At 73.1% G+C, this 15,528-nt stretch carries 15 protein-coding genes and 1 riboswitch; of the genes, 7 read left to right on the top strand and 8 right to left on the bottom strand.

What is annotated here, in order from left to right:
- Positions 1-470 precede the first annotated feature (470 nt).
- Positions 471-1,991 carry an NAD(P)/FAD-dependent oxidoreductase gene (locus AB0P07_RS15760; RefSeq protein WP_365550507.1) on the top strand — a complete coding sequence of 507 codons (1,521 nt, stop codon included), beginning with the start codon at positions 471-473 and terminating at the stop codon, positions 1,989-1,991.
- A 38-nt stretch (positions 1,992-2,029) separates the two neighbouring features.
- On the opposite strand, the gene AB0P07_RS15755 is transcribed toward AB0P07_RS15760, so the two are convergent.
- From AB0P07_RS15755 to AB0P07_RS15735, 5 genes are all read right to left on the bottom strand, one after another.
- Positions 2,030-3,028, bottom strand: coding sequence for a hypothetical protein (locus AB0P07_RS15755; RefSeq protein ID WP_365550504.1), 999 nt, complete (start codon positions 3,026-3,028; stop codon positions 2,030-2,032).
- Positions 3,029-3,084: 56 nt separating this feature from the next.
- Positions 3,085-4,008, bottom strand: coding sequence for a methylenetetrahydrofolate reductase [NAD(P)H] (metF, locus tag AB0P07_RS15750; RefSeq protein WP_365550501.1), 924 nt, complete (start codon positions 4,006-4,008; stop codon positions 3,085-3,087).
- A gap of 115 nt (positions 4,009-4,123) precedes the next feature.
- A complete protein-coding gene (thiE, locus tag AB0P07_RS15745) occupies positions 4,124-4,798 on the bottom strand; it encodes a thiamine phosphate synthase (RefSeq protein ID WP_365550499.1) in 675 nt (224 codons plus the stop codon).
- 232 nt (positions 4,799-5,030) lie between these two features.
- Complete coding sequence (locus tag AB0P07_RS15740; protein WP_102930715.1) at positions 5,031-5,396, bottom strand: Rv2175c family DNA-binding protein; 366 nt, start codon at positions 5,394-5,396, stop codon at positions 5,031-5,033.
- 51 nt (positions 5,397-5,447) lie between these two features.
- Positions 5,448-6,728, bottom strand: a complete 1,281-nt coding sequence (locus AB0P07_RS15735) for an FAD-dependent oxidoreductase (protein WP_365550496.1) — start codon at positions 6,726-6,728, stop codon at positions 5,448-5,450.
- Between the two features lie 147 nt (positions 6,729-6,875).
- Positions 6,876-6,987, top strand: a riboswitch (TPP riboswitch).
- Here AB0P07_RS15735 and thiO point away from each other — a divergent pair.
- From thiO to AB0P07_RS15710, 5 genes are all read left to right on the top strand, one after another.
- A complete protein-coding gene (thiO, locus tag AB0P07_RS15730) occupies positions 6,985-8,208 on the top strand; it encodes a glycine oxidase ThiO (RefSeq protein ID WP_365550494.1) in 1,224 nt (407 codons plus the stop codon). (Overlaps the previous riboswitch by 3 nt.)
- Positions 8,205-8,405 (top strand): sulfur carrier protein ThiS, encoded by a 201-nt coding sequence (gene thiS / locus AB0P07_RS15725; RefSeq protein WP_030402143.1) that lies wholly within the window; start codon positions 8,205-8,207, stop codon positions 8,403-8,405. Before thiO ends, thiS begins: the two co-directional genes overlap by 4 nt.
- A 2-nt stretch (positions 8,406-8,407) precedes the next feature.
- On the top strand, positions 8,408-9,202 hold the full coding sequence (locus AB0P07_RS15720; protein WP_102931051.1) for a thiazole synthase: 795 nt from the start codon (positions 8,408-8,410) through the stop codon (positions 9,200-9,202).
- 221 nt (positions 9,203-9,423) lie between these two features.
- Entirely contained in the window at positions 9,424-11,367 is a 1,944-nt protein-coding gene (gene pknB, locus AB0P07_RS15715) for a Stk1 family PASTA domain-containing Ser/Thr kinase (RefSeq protein ID WP_365550490.1), read from the top strand.
- A 34-nt stretch (positions 11,368-11,401) separates the two neighbouring features.
- Positions 11,402-12,325, top strand: coding sequence for a deoxyribonuclease IV (locus tag AB0P07_RS15710; RefSeq protein ID WP_365550487.1), 924 nt, complete (start codon positions 11,402-11,404; stop codon positions 12,323-12,325).
- Between the two features lie 31 nt (positions 12,326-12,356).
- Here AB0P07_RS15710 and AB0P07_RS15705 read toward each other — a convergent pair whose 3' ends face one another.
- The gene (locus AB0P07_RS15705; RefSeq protein ID WP_365550485.1) at positions 12,357-13,004 is read right to left on the bottom strand and encodes a sulfite oxidase-like oxidoreductase; all 648 of its coding nucleotides are present in this window, start codon (positions 13,002-13,004) and stop codon (positions 12,357-12,359) included.
- Between the two features lie 192 nt (positions 13,005-13,196).
- Between AB0P07_RS15705 and bfr the strand changes: the two genes are divergently transcribed.
- Positions 13,197-13,700, top strand: coding sequence for a bacterioferritin (gene bfr, locus AB0P07_RS15700; RefSeq protein WP_030402138.1), 504 nt, complete (start codon positions 13,197-13,199; stop codon positions 13,698-13,700).
- A gap of 10 nt (positions 13,701-13,710) precedes the next feature.
- Here bfr and AB0P07_RS15695 read toward each other — a convergent pair whose 3' ends face one another.
- Together AB0P07_RS15695 and AB0P07_RS15690 are read right to left on the bottom strand one after the other, a co-directional pair.
- On the bottom strand, positions 13,711-13,944 hold the full coding sequence (locus AB0P07_RS15695) for a bacterioferritin-associated ferredoxin (RefSeq protein ID WP_030869393.1): 234 nt from the start codon (positions 13,942-13,944) through the stop codon (positions 13,711-13,713).
- 165 nt (positions 13,945-14,109) lie between these two features.
- Positions 14,110-15,465 (bottom strand): class II 3-deoxy-7-phosphoheptulonate synthase, encoded by a 1,356-nt coding sequence (locus AB0P07_RS15690; RefSeq protein WP_365550481.1) that lies wholly within the window; start codon positions 15,463-15,465, stop codon positions 14,110-14,112.
- Between the last annotated feature and the right edge of the window lie 63 nt (positions 15,466-15,528).

Below are 15,528 nucleotides of genomic sequence, written 5' to 3'. Positions count from 1 at the left end.
GGGCTGAGCGGCCGTGGCGGACCGCTGACCGGTCGGCCGGGCGGTCGGCCGGGCACGAAGAGCGCCGGTCCGTGGTGGCCGCGTCCCCCGCGGGCCGCCGCGAACCGGCGCCTTCTCCTGCTCCCCCGTACGTCCCCCCGTCGGAACTCCCGTCGCCGGTCGTCCCTCCGGGCTCCCCCGTCTCGCTCCCGCCGACCGCGGCCGGCGGAAGGAGCGGATCGCGGGCCCGGCTCCGTTCCGGCGCCCCGTGCCGCCGGTGCCGGAGCCGTGCCCCTCTCCGTGTCTCCACTCTCTCGTTCGCGCAGGTCGGAGCCCATCCGCGCACGTACTCATCTGCCGGCCTGAGTACACCTACTCAGCTCTGCGCACCCCGCCCCACGGCGCGGCCCCGCCGACCGGTCACCTGGACGTCCGTCGCGGTGCTCAGCCCTCGCACGGGGGTGTCGGTGGCGGCGGATAAAGTCCCTGGCATGGCACGGATTGCGGTGATCGGCGCCGGGACGGGCGCCATGGCGGCGGCCGCCCGGCTGGCCGTCGCGGGCCACCGGGTGGTGGTGTACGAGCGGGCGCGGACCTACGGCGGAGCCCTGGGCCGCTTCGAGCGGGACGGGTTCTCCTTCGACACCGGCCCCGGTCTGCTTCCGCTGCCCGCGGTCTGGCGCGATCTGTTCGTGAAGACCGGCAAGGAGCCGCTGGAGTCGTGCGTCGAGCTGGTCCAGGTCGACCCGTCGTCCCGGCACGTCTTCGCGGACGGCACGGAGGTCTCGCTGCCGAACGCCTCGCGGGCGGGTGTCGTCGCCGCCCTGGACTCCGCGCTCGGTGCGGGCGCCGGGGAGCGCTGGGGCGACTTCCTGGTGCGGGCCCGGGAGACCTGGGACCGGACCCGCCGCCCTCTCCTGGAGGAGCCGCTGTGGCCGAACTGGCGGGTGCTGGCCGAGCGCGAGCCCTATCCGGCGGTCCCGCGCAAGCGGCTGCTGCGCACCCGCCGGGCCGGCACGCTCGCCGAGGTCGCCGCGTGGGAGCTGCGCGACCCCCGGCTCACCGCCCTGCTGGAGAGCCACGCCCTCGCGTACGGCCTGGACCCCCGCACCGCCCCGGCGAACGCGGCCGTACTGCCGTACATGGAGTACGCGTTCGGCATGTGGTACGTGCGCGGCGGCGGCCTGCGGGAGCTGGCGCGGGCGGTGTACGAGCGGTGCCTGGCCCGCCGGGTCGAGTTCCGTTTCGAGGCGGAGGTCACCGGGATCGTCGAGAAGGACGGCCGGGTGGCGGGCGTGGAGCTGTCCGAAGGGGCCGTGGAGGAGGCCGAGTTCGTGGTCTCCGGCGTGGCGCCGGGGGTGCTGGACCGGATCCACGGCGGATCGCCCGTGCGCACCGACGGCGAGGTGCCGGCACAGCGCGGCGGAGCGAGCCGGCTGACGGTGCTGCTGGCGCTGCGGGGCGGGCGCCCCGGGGGCATGGCGCACCGGACGGTGGTGCACGCGGCGGACCGTGCGGCCGAGTTGGACCGCCTGTTCGGCGCCGCTCCCGGGATGGCCGCGCGGCCCACCGTCACCGTCCTGCGGCCCGACGACCCCGCGCTGGTCCCGGACGCGGACCATGAGGCGGTCGCTCTCTCCGCGGTGGTGCCCGCCCCGGGCGACGTGTCCGACGGGGCCACGACCGAGGTGTACGCCGGCTGGGCCGAGCAGTTGATCGACGTCGCCGAGCGGGCGGTGCCCGGCCTGCGCGACCGCCTCCTGTGGCACGAGGTGCGCAGCCCGGCCGAGGTCGCGGCGGACACCGGTGTGCCGGACGGCGCCGTCCCGGCGCCGGCGCTGGCGGGAGCCGCCGGACGCCTGCTGCACGCGGCGAACTCGACGCGCACGGACGGCCTGTTCACGGTCGGCGGCTGGTCGCACCCCGGCGGGGGTCTCCCGCACGCGGGCATGTCGGGCGCCCTGGTCGCCGGACTCGTGGTGGAGGGACCGGAGTTCCGCGGCTCCCAGTGAGCCGCCGAGGGGTCGGCCGGCGAAGACCGGCCGGGGGTTCAGAAGCGGTACTGCTCGTCGTAGCCCTGGTTCGAGCCCTGCGTCTGGTCGTTGCCCTGGTAGGGATACGGCTGCTCGGCCGGGAGTTCGCCGCCGTAGGGGTCGTCGGTGCTGCGCTGCTGCGGGACCCACACCCCGCCGGCCGGGGTCTCGCCGCCGTATCCGCCCGGAGCACCGGTGCCGTCGGCGGCGTACGGATCCTGCCCGTAACCCTGCTGGCCGTACTGCTGCCCACCGGCCGTGTCGTAGGCGCCGGTGTCGTACGACCCGCCGTCGTAGGTGTGGGTGCCGATGTACGGGTCGGAGTAGGCCGCGTACTGCTGCTGCGCGCCGGTGTCGTAGCCGTAGCCCTGCTGCTGTCCGTAGCCCGAGTAGTCGTAGGCGTAGGCCTGGTCGGCGCCCGGCGCGGCCGCCGCCTGTTGCTGCTGGCCGGTGCCGTAACCGGAGTCGGCGTACACGCCGTACGAGCCGGTGTCGTCCGGCATGGGCTGCGGCGCGTAGACGGCGGTGGTCTCCGCGGCCGTGGGATCGGCGGTGGGGCGGGCGGGGGTGAAGACGTCGTCGCGGTCGTAGTCGTCGGACCCGTAGGGCGGGCCGTCCTGGGCCGCGGCGGGCCCCTGGGCGTGCTCGTCGTAGCCGTCGTGGTGGTCCCGGTCGCCGTCGGCGGGTCCGGATCCCGGGGTCTCGAACGCCGGGTCGTGGCGGTCCCGTTCGGGACGTGCGCGTCTGCCGACGAGGCTCGCCGGGGCGTTGACCGCCCAGCCCGCCTCGAAGCCGCGGCGGAACGACAGGGTGACGTAGGTCTGGCCGACCGCGAAGGCGGCCGCGCCGACCCCGATGACGAGCACGTTCGACATCAGCACACCGGCCACGACGCCGACGAAGCCGCCGAAGGCGAGCAGCCGCCAGCGCAGCCGCGCCTTGTACTGCAGCAGCACCTCGCCGAGCAGCCACAGCGCGACGACGCCGAACGCGATGTAGAGGACCGTCCAGCCCATGTACGCCCCTCTCCCAGTGGCCGTTACGCAGTGTGTCGCAAATACGTGCGGCCGGTCTAGGCCCGCGGTGGGTGGTGCAGGCCCAGGTTCTCGTAGATTTCCAGCGTAGCCGTGGAGTTGTTGAGCGTGATGAAGTGCAGTCCGGGCACACCCTCGGCCAGCAGCCGCGCGCAGAACTCCGTGGCGAACTCGATGCCGATCGAGCGTACCGCCGCGGGATCGTCCTTGACTGCGAGGATCCGCTCTTTCAGCTCCGCGGGGAACGAGGCGTTGCTGAGCTTCGGCAACCTCTCCAGCATCTTCACACTCGTCACCGGCATGACCTCCGGGATGACCGGGGTCGCGCAGCCGGCCGCGGCGACCCGGTCGCGCAGCCGGAGGTAGGACTCGGGCTGGAAGAACATCTGGGTGATCGCGTAGTCGGCGCCCGCCCGGCACTTGTCGACGAAGTGCGCGACGTCCGTGTCCCAGTCGGCGGAGCGCGGGTGCATCTCGGGGAAGGCGGCGACGCCGACGCAGAAGTCGCCCGACTCCTTGATGAGCCGGACCAGTTCGGCGGCGTACGTCAGGCCCTCGGGGTGCGCGATCCAGTCGGCGGTCGGGTCGCCGGGCGGGTCGCCCCGCACGGCGAGCATGTTGCGGATCCCGGCGTCGGCGTACTGGCCGATGATGTTGCGCAGTTCGGCGACGGAGTGGTCGACGGCGGTGAGGTGGGCCACCGGGGTCAGGGTGGTGTCGGCGACGATCTGCTCGGTCTCCCGGACCGTGCCCGCGCGCGTGGAGCCGCCGGCGCCGTAGGTCACGGAGACGAAGTCCGGGGCCACGGCCTCGACCCGCCGCAGCGCGCTCCACAGGTTCTTCTCGCCCTTGGGCGTCTTCGGCGCCGAGAACTCGAACGAGTACGTCGTCTTACCGGTGGCGAGGATGTCACGCACCGTACGGGCGCGATCAGTCCTCGTGCTTGCGGTTCCGAGGGCCATACCGGCAGGTTAGCCAGGGCGCGGCGGTCCCCCAACCGGATGGGCGACATTTGTCCATATTGTCGAGTTGTTGTCCACCTTTTGGACACCCGGCTCCGCTCGCGGCTCCGCGGGGCTACTCCCCTGCCGGGACCTGCCGCAGCCGCTTGGCGAACTCGGCCGCCGCCGCGCCGGGGTCGTCGGCGCCGGTGATCGCGCGGACGACTACCACGCGCCGGGCGCCCGACTCCAGCACCTCGTCGAGGTTGCCGAGGTCGATGCCGCCGATGGCGAACCAGGGGCGGTCGGTACCCAGCGCCGCCGTGTACCTGACCAGGTCGAGGCCGGGGGCGTGGCGGCCGGGCTTGGTGGGGGTCGGCCAGCACGGTCCGGTGCAGAAGTAGTCCACGCCGTCCTGGACGGCGGCGGCGGCCGCCTCGGACTCGGCGTGCGTGGAACGGCCGATCAGGACGTCGCCGCCGAGGATCGCGCGGGCTGCGGGCACCGGCAGGTCGCCCTGGCCGAGGTGCAGCACGTCGGCGCCGGCGGCGTGCGCGACGTCCGCGCGGTCGTTGACCGCGAGGAGCCTGCCGTGGCGGGCGCAGGCGTCGGCGAACACCTTCAGGTGCTCCAGTTCCTCGGCCGCCTCCATCTCCTTGTCCCGCAACTGGACGATGTCGACCCCGGCGGCGAGCACGGCGTCCAGGAACTCGGGCAGGTCGCCCTGGCTCCGGCGGGCGTCCGTGCACAGGTAGAGCCGGGCGTCGGCGAGCCGGGCGCGGGCGGTGGTCGGGGCGGCGGTGTCGGGCATGTGGGTGTCCCCCCGGTTCGGTGGCGGCGGGCCCGGGACCGGGCCGCGCGATTCTGGCATACGGCCGCGGACCGGGCCTCTCCCGGGCCGCGGTCCGCGGCTCGTACGCCGGGCGGTGTGGCGGATCAGCCGTGCGACGGATCAGCGAGGTCTCGGATCAGAGCGAAGTCACGGATCGGCGAGTCGCGGATCCGTCGCGATCACGCGGTGTGACGGGCCGGCGCCGTGGCGGTCAGACGGCGAGCGCCTGGGCGCGGCGCTTCACCTCCGTACCGCGGTTCTCGGCCAGGGCCTGGGCGGGGGTGCCGGGCAGGCTCGGGTCGGGCGTGAAGAGCCACTCCAGCATCTCCTCGGCCGTGAAGCCGTCGTCCCGCAGCAGCGTCAGGGTCCCGGCCAGGCCCTTGACGACCTTGTCCTCGTCGATGAAGACCGCCGGGACGTGCAGCGCGCGGTTCTCACCGCGGCGGACGGCGATGAGCTGGCCTTCCTTGATCAGCTGGCGTACCCGGGTCACCTCGACGCCGAGCTTCTCGGCGATGTCGGGGACGGTGAGCCAGGCAGGCACGAGAGCATCGGTCTTTGCGTCAATCTCGGTCACGCCCCCAGCCTGCCACCTGGCACTGACAGTCGGAAACCGGACCGCGCCGGGCTACGCCGACGCGGCCGTCGCCGCCTTCAGCGGCCTCGCCGGGTCGGCCAGCAGGTCCGGGTCCATCGTCGTGCCGGCCTGGATCAGTCGTTTGCCCTGTGCCAGGTCACGAGGGCGCCCCACGGCCAGCAGGGCGGCCAGACGGCCCTCGCGCAGCCAGCAGACCGTCCAGGCCGGGCTCGCCGGGTCGCCGCGCCACAGGGTGGTGTCGGCGGCCCTGTGGTGACCGGCGTACTGGACGAAGCGGCCGAACTGCTCGGACCAGAAGTACGGCACCGGGTCGTAGGCCGCCGGCTCCTCGCCCCCCGGGGCGCCGGCGATGTCGGCGGCGACCGTGCGCGGGCCCTGGAGTGCGTTGTCCCAGTGGTGCACCAGGAGCCGCTCGCCGTAGCGGGCGGAGGGGAAGGAGGCGCAGTCGCCGACCGCGTGGACGTCCGGCGCGGACGTGCGCAGGCGGTCGTCGGCCAGCACCTCGCCGTGCGCGCCGAGCGCGATGCCGGAGCCCGCCAGCCAGCCGGTGGCCGGGCGCGCGCCGATGCCGACGACGACCGCGTCGGCCGGCAGCCGGGTGCCGTCGTCGAGGACTACACGGGCGGACTCGCCCGGACCGCCGGGTTCGACGCGCTCCACGCGCGCGCGGGTGCGCAGTTCGGCGCCCGCCTCGGCGTACCAGTCGGTCATCGGCGCGGCGACCTCGGCGGGCAGCGCGTCGGCCAGCGGCCGGTCGGCGGCCTCCACGACGGTCACCGCGCAGCCCGCCTCGCGCGCCGCGGTGGCGAACTCGGCGCCGATCCAGCCCGCGCCGACGACAACGACGTCGTGCCGGCGCGCGAGCACCGGGCGCAGCCGCTCGGCGTCGTCCAGGGTGCGCAGCAGGTGCACGCCGGGCACGCCCTCGGTGCCGGGGAGGCGGACGGGTTCGGCGCCGGTGGCGAGGACGAGGGAGTCGTAGGGCACGGGCCCCCCGGAGGTGTCCAGGACGTGGGCGCCGGGCCGGACGCCCAGGGCCTCGCAGCCCAGCCGGAGGGTGATGCCGAGCGCCTCGAAGTCGACGTCGAAGGCGGAGCCCTCGGCGGTGCCCAGCAGGACGGCCTTGGACAGCGGGGGCCGGTCGTACGGTTGGTGCGGCTCCGCGCCGACGAGGGTCACCGGGCCGGTGAAGCCCTGTTCCCGCAGGGCGACCGCGGTCTGCACGCCCGCCATCCCGGCGCCCACCACGACCACCCGGCGCTCCGCGTCCGCCGCCGGTCCCTGTCCCCGCTCCCGCGTCTGCTCACTCACCCGATCACCATAGACACCCGCCGTTCCGCCGGTCGGTGCGCCTGCCCGGCGAGCGGGCAGCCGCGCGGATCGGCGGCCCACGGGGTCCTGCGCCGTCGGGGCGGCTCCCTTACCCGGGCGACGCGCCGCGGGCTAGGGTGGCCGACGCAAGGCACTCGCGGGAGCCCGGACGCACCGGGCTGAGAGGGAGGCTGGCGGCCTCCGACCGTACGAACCTGATCCGGGTCATGCCGGCGAAGGGAGGGGCTGGACGCCCATGTCGTCTCCACCACACACGCCTCCACACACACCCCGAAACCCCCGTACACCGGACGTGCTCGTCGTCGGCGGCGGGATCGTCGGGCTGGTCACGGCCTGGCGGGCCGCGCAGCGCGGGTTGGTCACGGCCCTGGTGGACCCCGAACCGGGCGGCGGCGCGGCCCAGGTGGCGGCCGGGATGCTGGCCGCCGTCACGGAGCTGCACTACGGCGAGGAGACGCTGCTCGCGCTGAACCTCGCCTCGGCCCGCCGCTACCCGGAGTTCGCGGCCGAGCTGTCCGAGGCGACCGGCCAGGACCTCGGGTACCGCCGCTGCGGCACGCTCGCCGTCGCGCTGGACGCCGACGACCGCGCCCACCTGCGTGAGCTGCACGCGCTCCAGCAGCGCTCCGGCCTGGAGTCGGAGTGGCTGTCGGGGCGCGAGTGCCGACGCCTGGAGCCGATGCTCGCGCCGGGCGTGCGCGGGGGGCTCCGAGTGGACGGCGACCACCAGATCGACCCCCGCCGCCTCGCCCACGCGCTGGTGACCGCCTGCGAGCGGGCGGGCGTGGTCTTCCACCGGGTGTGGGCCGAGCGGCTCACCGTCGGGCGCGGGGACCGGGCCACGGGTGTCGTCACCGCCGACGGCACGGCACTGGAGGCGGGGCAGGTGGTGCTGGCCGGGGGCAGCCTCAGCGGGCGGCTCGCGGGCGTGCCGGAGGCCGTACTGCCGCCGGTGCGGCCCGTGAAGGGGCAGGTGCTGCGGCTGACGATGCCGAGCACGCACGGACCGCTGCTGAACCGGACGGTGCGCGCCGTGGTGCGCGGCCACCACGTCTACCTGGTGCCCCGGGAGAGCGGCGAGCTGGTCGTCGGAGCCACCAGCGAGGAGCTGGGCTGGGACACCACGGTCACCGCGGGCGGCGTCTACGAGCTGCTGCGCGACGCGCACGAGCTGGTCCCCGGCATCACGGAGCTGCCCCTGACGGAGACCCGCGCGGGGTTGCGCCCCGGCTCCCCGGACAACGCCCCGCTGCTCGGCCCGACCGCCCTGGACGGCCTGCTGCTGGCCACCGGCCACTACCGCAACGGCGTGCTGCTCACTCCCGTCACCGGCGACGTCATGGCGCACGCCCTGACCACGGGAAGTCTGCCGGAGGAGGGGCGCCCCTTCACGCCCCGCCGCTTCGACGCCGCTCCCGCGCTTCCCCCACTCCCGCACCTCTCGGAGCAGTCCGCATGAACATCTCCGTCAACGGCGAGCCGCGCGAGGTGGCTCCCGGTACGGCCCTGGACGCGCTGGTGGGCACGCTCACCGCGGCACCGTCCGGAGTGGCCGCCGCCCTGAACGAAACCGTCGTCCCGCGCGCGCAGTGGTCCGCCACCGCCCTGGCCGACGGCGACCGTGTCGAGGTCCTCACCGCCGTCCAAGGAGGCTGACCATGGCTGACGATCCCTTTGTCCTCGGCGGTACGTCGTACGGGTCCCGCCTGATCATGGGTACGGGCGGAGCGCCCAGCCTGGACGTGCTGGAGCGCGCGCTGGTCGCCTCCGGGACGGAGCTGACCACCGTCGCGATGCGCCGGGTGAACGCCTCGGTGCACGGGTCGGTGCTGTCCGTGCTGGAGCGGCTCGGCATCCGGGTGCTGCCGAACACGGCCGGCTGCTTCACGGCCGGGGAGGCGGTGCTGACCGCGCGGCTGGCACGCGAGGCGCTCGGCACGGACCTGGTCAAGCTGGAGGTCATCGCCGACGAGCGCACCCTGCTGCCGGACCCGGTCGAGCTGCTGGACGCGGCGGAGACGCTGGTCGACGACGGCTTCACGGTGCTGCCGTACACCAACGACGACCCGGTGCTCGCGCGGAAGCTGGAGGATGTCGGCTGCGCGGCGATCATGCCGCTGGGCTCGCCGATCGGCTCCGGGCTCGGGATCCGCAATCCGCACAACTTCCAGCTGATCGTGGAGCACGCGCGCGTGCCGGTGATCCTGGACGCGGGGGCCGGTACGGCGTCGGACGTGGCGCTGGCGATGGAGCTGGGGTGCGCGGGCGTGATGCTGGCCTCGGCGGTGACGCGGGCGCAGGAGCCGGTCCTGATGGCGGAGGGGATGCGGTACGCCGTGGAGGCGGGACGGCTGGCCCGGCGGGCGGGGCGGATTCCGCGGCGGCATTTCGCCGAGGCGTCGTCTCCTGCGGAGGGCTTGGCGGTGCTGGACCCGGAGCGGCCCGCTTTTTAGGCACCGGCGTCGTGCTACCCGGGGGTGGGTGCGCAGCCCGGCGCCGCGGGCTGCCGCTGCGCCCACCCGTGCCGCCCTGGGGGTACCTCCCAGGCCGTTCAGGCACTGGGGGAGGCACGACTGCCCGCAGCTGGGTGCGTTACGTCACAGCTGCGCTTCAGTACCGCCCCGGATTCGGGCAGCGGCGCGGGGTGTCGGTGTCGGCTCGTAGACTCACTTGCGTGGACACGACCCTTCAGGACCCTCTCGTCGGGCAGGTGCTCGACGGCCGGTACCGCGTCGAGGCGCGGATCGCGGTCGGCGGGATGGCCACGGTCTACCGGGCCGTGGACACCCGCCTGGACCGCGTGCTCGCGCTGAAGGTGATGCACCCGACGCTCGCGACCGACGCCACCTTCGTCGAGCGGTTCATCCGCGAGGCCAAGTCGGTGGCGCGGCTCGACCACCCCAATGTCGTCCAGGTCTTCGACCAGGGGGCCGAGGGGGCGTACGTCTACCTGGCGATGGAGTACATCGCGGGCTGCACCCTGCGGGACGTGCTGCGCGAGCGCGGGGCGCTCCGGCCGCGGGCCGCGCTGGACATCCTGGAGCCGGTCCTCGCCGCGCTCGGTGCCGCGCACCGGGCGGGGTTCGTGCACCGGGACATGAAGCCGGAGAACGTGCTCATAGGAGACGACGGCCGGGTCAAGGTCGCCGACTTCGGCCTGGTCCGCGCCGTGAACACCGTCACCAGCACCACCGGCGCCGTCCTCGGCACCGTCTCCTACCTGGCGCCCGAGCAGATCGAGCACGGCACGGCCGATCCCAGGGTCGACGTGTACGCGTGCGGTGTCGTGCTGTACGAGATGCTGACCGGCGCCAAACCGCACGACGGGGACTCGCCCGCGGCGGTGCTCTACAAGCATCTCCACGAGGACGTGCCGCCGCCGTCGGCCGCCGTGCCGGGGATGGCGTTCGAGCTGGACGAGCTGGTCGCCGCGGCGACGGCACGCAACCCGGAGATCCGGCCCCACGAGGCGGTGGCACTGCTCGCGCGGACCCGCGAGGCACGTGCGGCGCTGAGCCCGGACCAGCTGGACGCGGTGCCGCCGCAGGCCCTCGCCGCGGAACACGACAACGCCGAGGACCGTACGAGCGTCATCCCGCGCGCGCTGACGATGCCCCGACCGCTGCCCGTCAACGAGGACGAGGGCGACGGCGGGCTCGGCGCGGACGGGGTCGACCGCACCAGTCGGCTCTCCGCTCCCCCGCCGGCCCCGCCCCGGTCCCGCCTGCTGCGGCCGCGACCCGGCCCGCTGGGAATCGTCGTGGCCGTCCTGCTGGTGCTCGGGGTCGGCACCGGCGTCTGGTACATCAACTCCGGCCAGTTCACCAAGGTGCCGCCGCTGCTGTCCAAGACCGAGGCGCAGGCCCGGGACCGGCTGGACGAGGCCGGTCTCGACGTCGGCAAGGTGCAGCACGCCTACAGCGACACCGTGGAGCGCGGCAAGGTCATCAGCACCGATCCCGGAGTGGGCGACCGCATCCGGAAGAACGACTCCGTGTCGCTCACCGTCTCCGACGGCCCCGACACCGTGAAGCTGCCGGACGTGTCCGGCTACAGGCTGGACAAGGCGCGCAAGCTGCTGGAGGACGAGGGTCTGGAGCCCGGCATGGTCACCGAGGCCTTCAGCGGCGAGGTGGCCAAGGGCTTCGTGATCTCCTCCAAGCCGCGGTCGGGCACCACCGTGCGCGCGGGCTCCGCGGTCGCCCTGGTGGTCAGCAAGGGCAGCCCGATCGACGTCCCGGACGTCACCGGCGACGACCTGGAGGACGCGAAGAGCGAGCTGACGGAGGCCGGCCTGAAGGTGAAGGTCGCCGACGAGCGGGTGAACTCGGAGTACGACAGCGGCCAGGTGGCCCGGCAGACGCCGGACGCGGGCGGGCGTGCCGCCGAGGGCGACACGGTGACGCTCACGCTGTCCAAGGGTCCCCGGATGATCGAGGTCCCGGACGTGGTCGGCGACAGCGTGGACGACGCCAAGAGGAAGCTCGGGGACGCCGGCTTCGACGTGGACGAGGACCGCGGCCTGCTCGGACTGTTCGGCGACACCGTCGAGAAGCAGTCCGTGGACGGCGGGGACACGGCTCCCGAGGGGTCCACCATCAAGATCACCATCAGGTGACGGGGCACCGTCGGCCGCATGACACCCTGGACGGGTGAAGAGTCAACGGTCCGCCCCCTCACCCACGGCGTCCTCCCCCGGGGCCCCCGCACCCACCGCCCTCCCCCGCAACCCCGTCGGCGGCCACATCCCGGTGGCCGGCGGGCTGCACTCCGTGGGGCTGACCTACGCCCGTGAGCTGAAGGCGGAGACCGTGCAGGTCTTCGTCGCCAACCCGCGCGGCTGGGCCACCCCGGTCGGCAACCCGAAGCAGGACGAGGCCTTCCGCGAGGCCTGCGCGGCCGAGTCGATCCCGGCGTACGTGCACGCGCCGTACCTGATCAACTTCGGCTCGCACACCGAGGCGACGGTGGAGCGGTCGGTGGAGTCGCTGCGGCACTCGCTGCGGCGCGGGCGGGCCATCGGGGCGCTCGGCGTCGTCGTGCACACCGGGAGCGCGACCGGCGGACGGGACCGGGCGGTGGCGCTGAAGCAGGTCCGGGAACACATGCTTCCGCTGCTCGACGAGCTGACCCACGACGACGACCCGTACCTGCTGCTGGAGTCGACCGCCGGGCAGGGTGCCTCCCTGTGCTCGCGGACCTGGGACTTCGGGCCGTACTTCGAGGCGCTGGACGCCCATCCGAAGCTCGGAGTGTGCCTGGACACGTGCCACATCTTCGCGGCGGGCCACGACCTGACCGGCCCTTCCGGCATGCACCAGACCCTCGACCTGCTGGTGGACACGGTCGGCGAGGGCCGGCTGAAGCTGATCCACGCCAACGACTCCAAGGACGTGGCGGGAGCGCACAAGGACCGGCACGAGAACATCGGCGCCGGTCACATCGGCGAGGACCCCTTCCGCGCGCTGATGACCCACCCCGCGACCGAGGGCGTGCCGCTGGTCATCGAGACGCCCGGCGGCAAGGAGGGGCACGCGGCGGACGTGGAGCGGCTGAAGAAGCTGCGCGACGGCTGACCCCCGAGGCCCCCGAGAGGGCCGCGCCGGTTCACAGCCCGGGGCCGTCCCCGGGCTCCTCCTGGTAGGAGTAGCGCTGCTCGCGCCACGGGTCGCCGATGTTGTGGTAGCCGCGCTCCTCCCAGAAACCGCGCCGGTCGGCGGTCATGTACTCGATGCCGCGGACCCACTTCGGGCCCTTCCAGGCGTACAGGTGCGGGACGATCAGCCGCAGCGGGAAGCCGTGCTCGGCGGTGAGCAGCTCGCCGTCCTTGTGGGTGGCGAAGAGGGTGCGTTCGGCGGCGAAGTCGGACAGCCTGAGGTTGGAGCTGAAGCCGTACTCGGCCCAGACCATCACATGGGTGACGGCGGGCGCGGGCGGGGCCAGCTCCAGGATCGTGGCGGCCGGGACGCCGCCCCACTCGGAGCCGAGCATGCTGAACTTCGTGACGCAGTGCAGGTCGGCGACGACCGTGGTGTACGGCAGGGCGGTGAACTCGTCGTGGGTCCAGCCGTGCTTCTCGTCGTCGGTGGTGACGCCGAAGACCCGGAACTCCCAGCGCTCCGGCCGGAACTTGGGGACCGGTCCGTAGTGGGTGACGGGCCAGCCGCGCTGCAGTCGCTGCCCGGGCGGGAGCTCGAACCGCGACGCTCCTTGCGAACCGTCTTCTCCCGATCCGTGTTCCAGCGGCTGACCCATGCCTCCATCCTGACAGACCCGGACCGATACCCCTGACCCACCCCACTTACATTCGGGCAAACCACCCGCAATCGCCATCAAGGCTACTGAGCCTGTACTTACTTACTAAGTCAAGACTTACTGGACGATCTTCGACGCCGGTGCAATCATGCCGCGCAACACGCCTGTTCCCGTTCGAAGGAGCGTCAAGCGATGCAGGGCGACCCGGAAGTCATCGAGTTCCTCAATGAGCAGCTGACCGCCGAGCTCACGGCCATCAACCAGTACTTCCTGCACGCGAAGCTGCAGGACCACAAGGGCTGGCACAAGCTCGCGAAGTACACGCGCGCGGAGTCCTTCGACGAGATGCGCCACGCCGAGGTACTCACCGACCGCATCCTGCTCCTGGACGGCCTGCCCAACTACCAGCGCCTCTTCCACGTGCGGGTCGGCCAGAGCGTGACCGAGATGTTCCAGGCCGACCGGGAGATCGAGCTGGAGGCGATCGACCGGCTGCGCCGGGGCATCGAGGTGATGCGGGCCAAGCACGACATCACGTCGGCCAACGTCTTCGAGGCGATCCTCGCCGACGAGGAGCACCACATCGACTACCTGGAGACCCAGCTCGACCTGGTCGAGAAGCTGGGCGAGTCGCTGTACCTGTCGACGGTGATCGAGCAGACCCAGCCGGACCCGTCGGGACCGGGCTCCCTCTAGAGCGGTGGGGTTAGGCCGCCTCGGGAAGCTCCGCGAGCACCGGGGCACCCTGGTCGGCCAGCTGCCGGCGGGGGCAGGCACCGCGCCCGAGCAGGGCCTGGATGCGCCGTACGCAGCCGCCGCAGTCGGTGCCCGCCTTGCAGGCGGAGGCGATCTGCCGGGGCGTGCACGCGCCGGCCTCCGCGTGACTCTTCACCTGTTCCTCGGTGACACCGAAGCAGCTGCAGACGAACACGCGGTTCACCTCCCGAGCGGGGTACAAGGTCGCGCCATACCGACGACCGGAGGACCCGACTGATCGGTGAGGCAAACCTAACCTTACCCATCGCGCAAGGCCGGCAAAAGTGGGAGGGGCGCGGATCCCGTGTGACCCGCGCCCCATTTCACCCGCCCGCCACGGGGCGGACCGTCACTGGTCCCGGTACATCTCCGCCACCAGGAACGCCAGGTCGAGCGACTGGCTGCGGTTCAGCCGCGGGTCGCAGGCCGTCTCGTAGCGCTGGTGCAGGTCGTCGACGAAGATCTCGTCGCCGCCGCCCACGCACTCGGTGACGTCGTCGCCGGTCAGCTCCACGTGGATGCCGCCCGGGTGGGTGCCGAGCGACTTGTGCACCTCGAAGAAGCCCTTGACCTCGTCGAGCACGTCGTCGAAGCGGCGGGTCTTGTGACCGGAGGCCGCCTCGTAGGTGTTGCCGTGCATCGGGTCGGTGATCCAGGCGACGGTCGCGCCGGACGCGGTGACCTTCTCCACCAGCTCCGGGAGCTTGTCGCGGATCTTGTCCGCACCCATCCGGACGATGAAGGTCAGCCGCCCGGGCTCGCGCTCCGGGTCCAGCCGCTCGATGTACTGCAGCGCCTCCTCGGCCGTCGTGGACGGGCCGAGCTTGATGCCGATCGGGTTGCGGATCCGCGAGGCGAACTCGATGTGCGCGTGGTCCAGCTGCCGGGTGCGCTCACCGATCCACACCATGTGCCCGGAGACGTCGTACAGCTGCCCGGTGCGCGAGTCGACGCGGGTGAGGGCCGACTCGTAGTCCAGCAGCAGCGCCTCGTGCGAGGAGAAGAACTCGACGGTCTGGAACTCGGCCGGGTCCGTGCCGCAGGCCCGCATGAAGTTCAGCGCGTTGTCGATCTCCCGGGCGAGCTGCTCGTAGCGCTGGCCGGAGGGGGAGGACTTCACGAAGTCCTGGTTCCAGGCGTGCACCTGGCGCAGGTCGGCGTAGCCGCCGGTGGTGAAGGCGCGCACCAGGTTCAGCGTGGACGCCGAGGCGTGGTACATGCGCTTGAGCCGCTCGGGGTCGGGGACCCGGGCCGCCTCGGTGAAGTCGAAGCCGTTGACGGAGTCGCCGCGGTAGGTCGGCAGCGTCACGCCGTCGCGGGTCTCGGTCGGCTTGGAGCGCGGCTTGGAGTACTGGCCGGCGATCCGCCCGACCTTCACCACGGGCACGGAGGCGGCGTAGGTGAGGACGGCGCCCATCTGGAGGAGGGTCTTGAGTTTCGCCCTGATGTGCTCGGCGGACACCGCGTCGAACGACTCGGCGCAGTCGCCGCCCTGGAGGACGAACGCCTCCCCCCGGGCGACCGCGGCCATCCGAGCACGCAGCTGGTCGCACTCTCCGGCGAACACGAGCGGCGGATACGATTCGAGCTCGGCGATCACATCGCGCAGAGCCTCGGCATCCGGGTACTCGGGCTGCTGCGCCGCGGGCAGGCTTCGCCATGTCGCCTGAGCGGCGACGTTTCGGGAATCAGCGTTCACGGTCACGCGCCCAACAGTACGCGGTCGGTCAGACCGTCCATCGCCACGCTCAGTCCGTGAGACGGGCGT

Source organism: Streptomyces sp. NPDC085944 (assembly GCF_040686295.1).
GTDB lineage: Bacteria > Actinomycetota > Actinomycetes > Streptomycetales > Streptomycetaceae > Streptomyces > Streptomyces salinarius.
Note: the sequence above shows the minus strand (reverse complement) of the source record. Positions and strands in the feature narration are given on the sequence as shown.

Excerpts from the sequence above, each read along its gene's own strand:
- thiS (WP_030402143.1), top strand. The coding sequence starts at position 8,205 with ATGAACATCTCCGTCAACGGCGAGCCGCGCGAGGTGGCTCCCGGTACG.
- AB0P07_RS15755 (WP_365550504.1), bottom strand. The coding sequence starts at position 3,028 with ATGGGCTGGACGGTCCTCTACATCGCGTTCGGCGTCGTCGCGCTGTGG.
- bfr (WP_030402138.1), top strand. The coding sequence starts at position 13,197 with ATGCAGGGCGACCCGGAAGTCATCGAGTTCCTCAATGAGCAGCTGACC.
- thiE (WP_365550499.1), bottom strand. The coding sequence starts at position 4,798 with ATGCCCGACACCGCCGCCCCGACCACCGCCCGCGCCCGGCTCGCCGAC.
- AB0P07_RS15720 (WP_102931051.1), top strand. The coding sequence starts at position 8,408 with ATGGCTGACGATCCCTTTGTCCTCGGCGGTACGTCGTACGGGTCCCGC.
- AB0P07_RS15760 (WP_365550507.1), top strand. The coding sequence starts at position 471 with ATGGCACGGATTGCGGTGATCGGCGCCGGGACGGGCGCCATGGCGGCG.
- thiO (WP_365550494.1), top strand. The coding sequence starts at position 6,985 with ATGTCGTCTCCACCACACACGCCTCCACACACACCCCGAAACCCCCGT.
- AB0P07_RS15705 (WP_365550485.1), bottom strand. The coding sequence starts at position 13,004 with ATGGGTCAGCCGCTGGAACACGGATCGGGAGAAGACGGTTCGCAAGGA.
- metF (WP_365550501.1), bottom strand. The coding sequence starts at position 4,008 with ATGGCCCTCGGAACCGCAAGCACGAGGACTGATCGCGCCCGTACGGTG.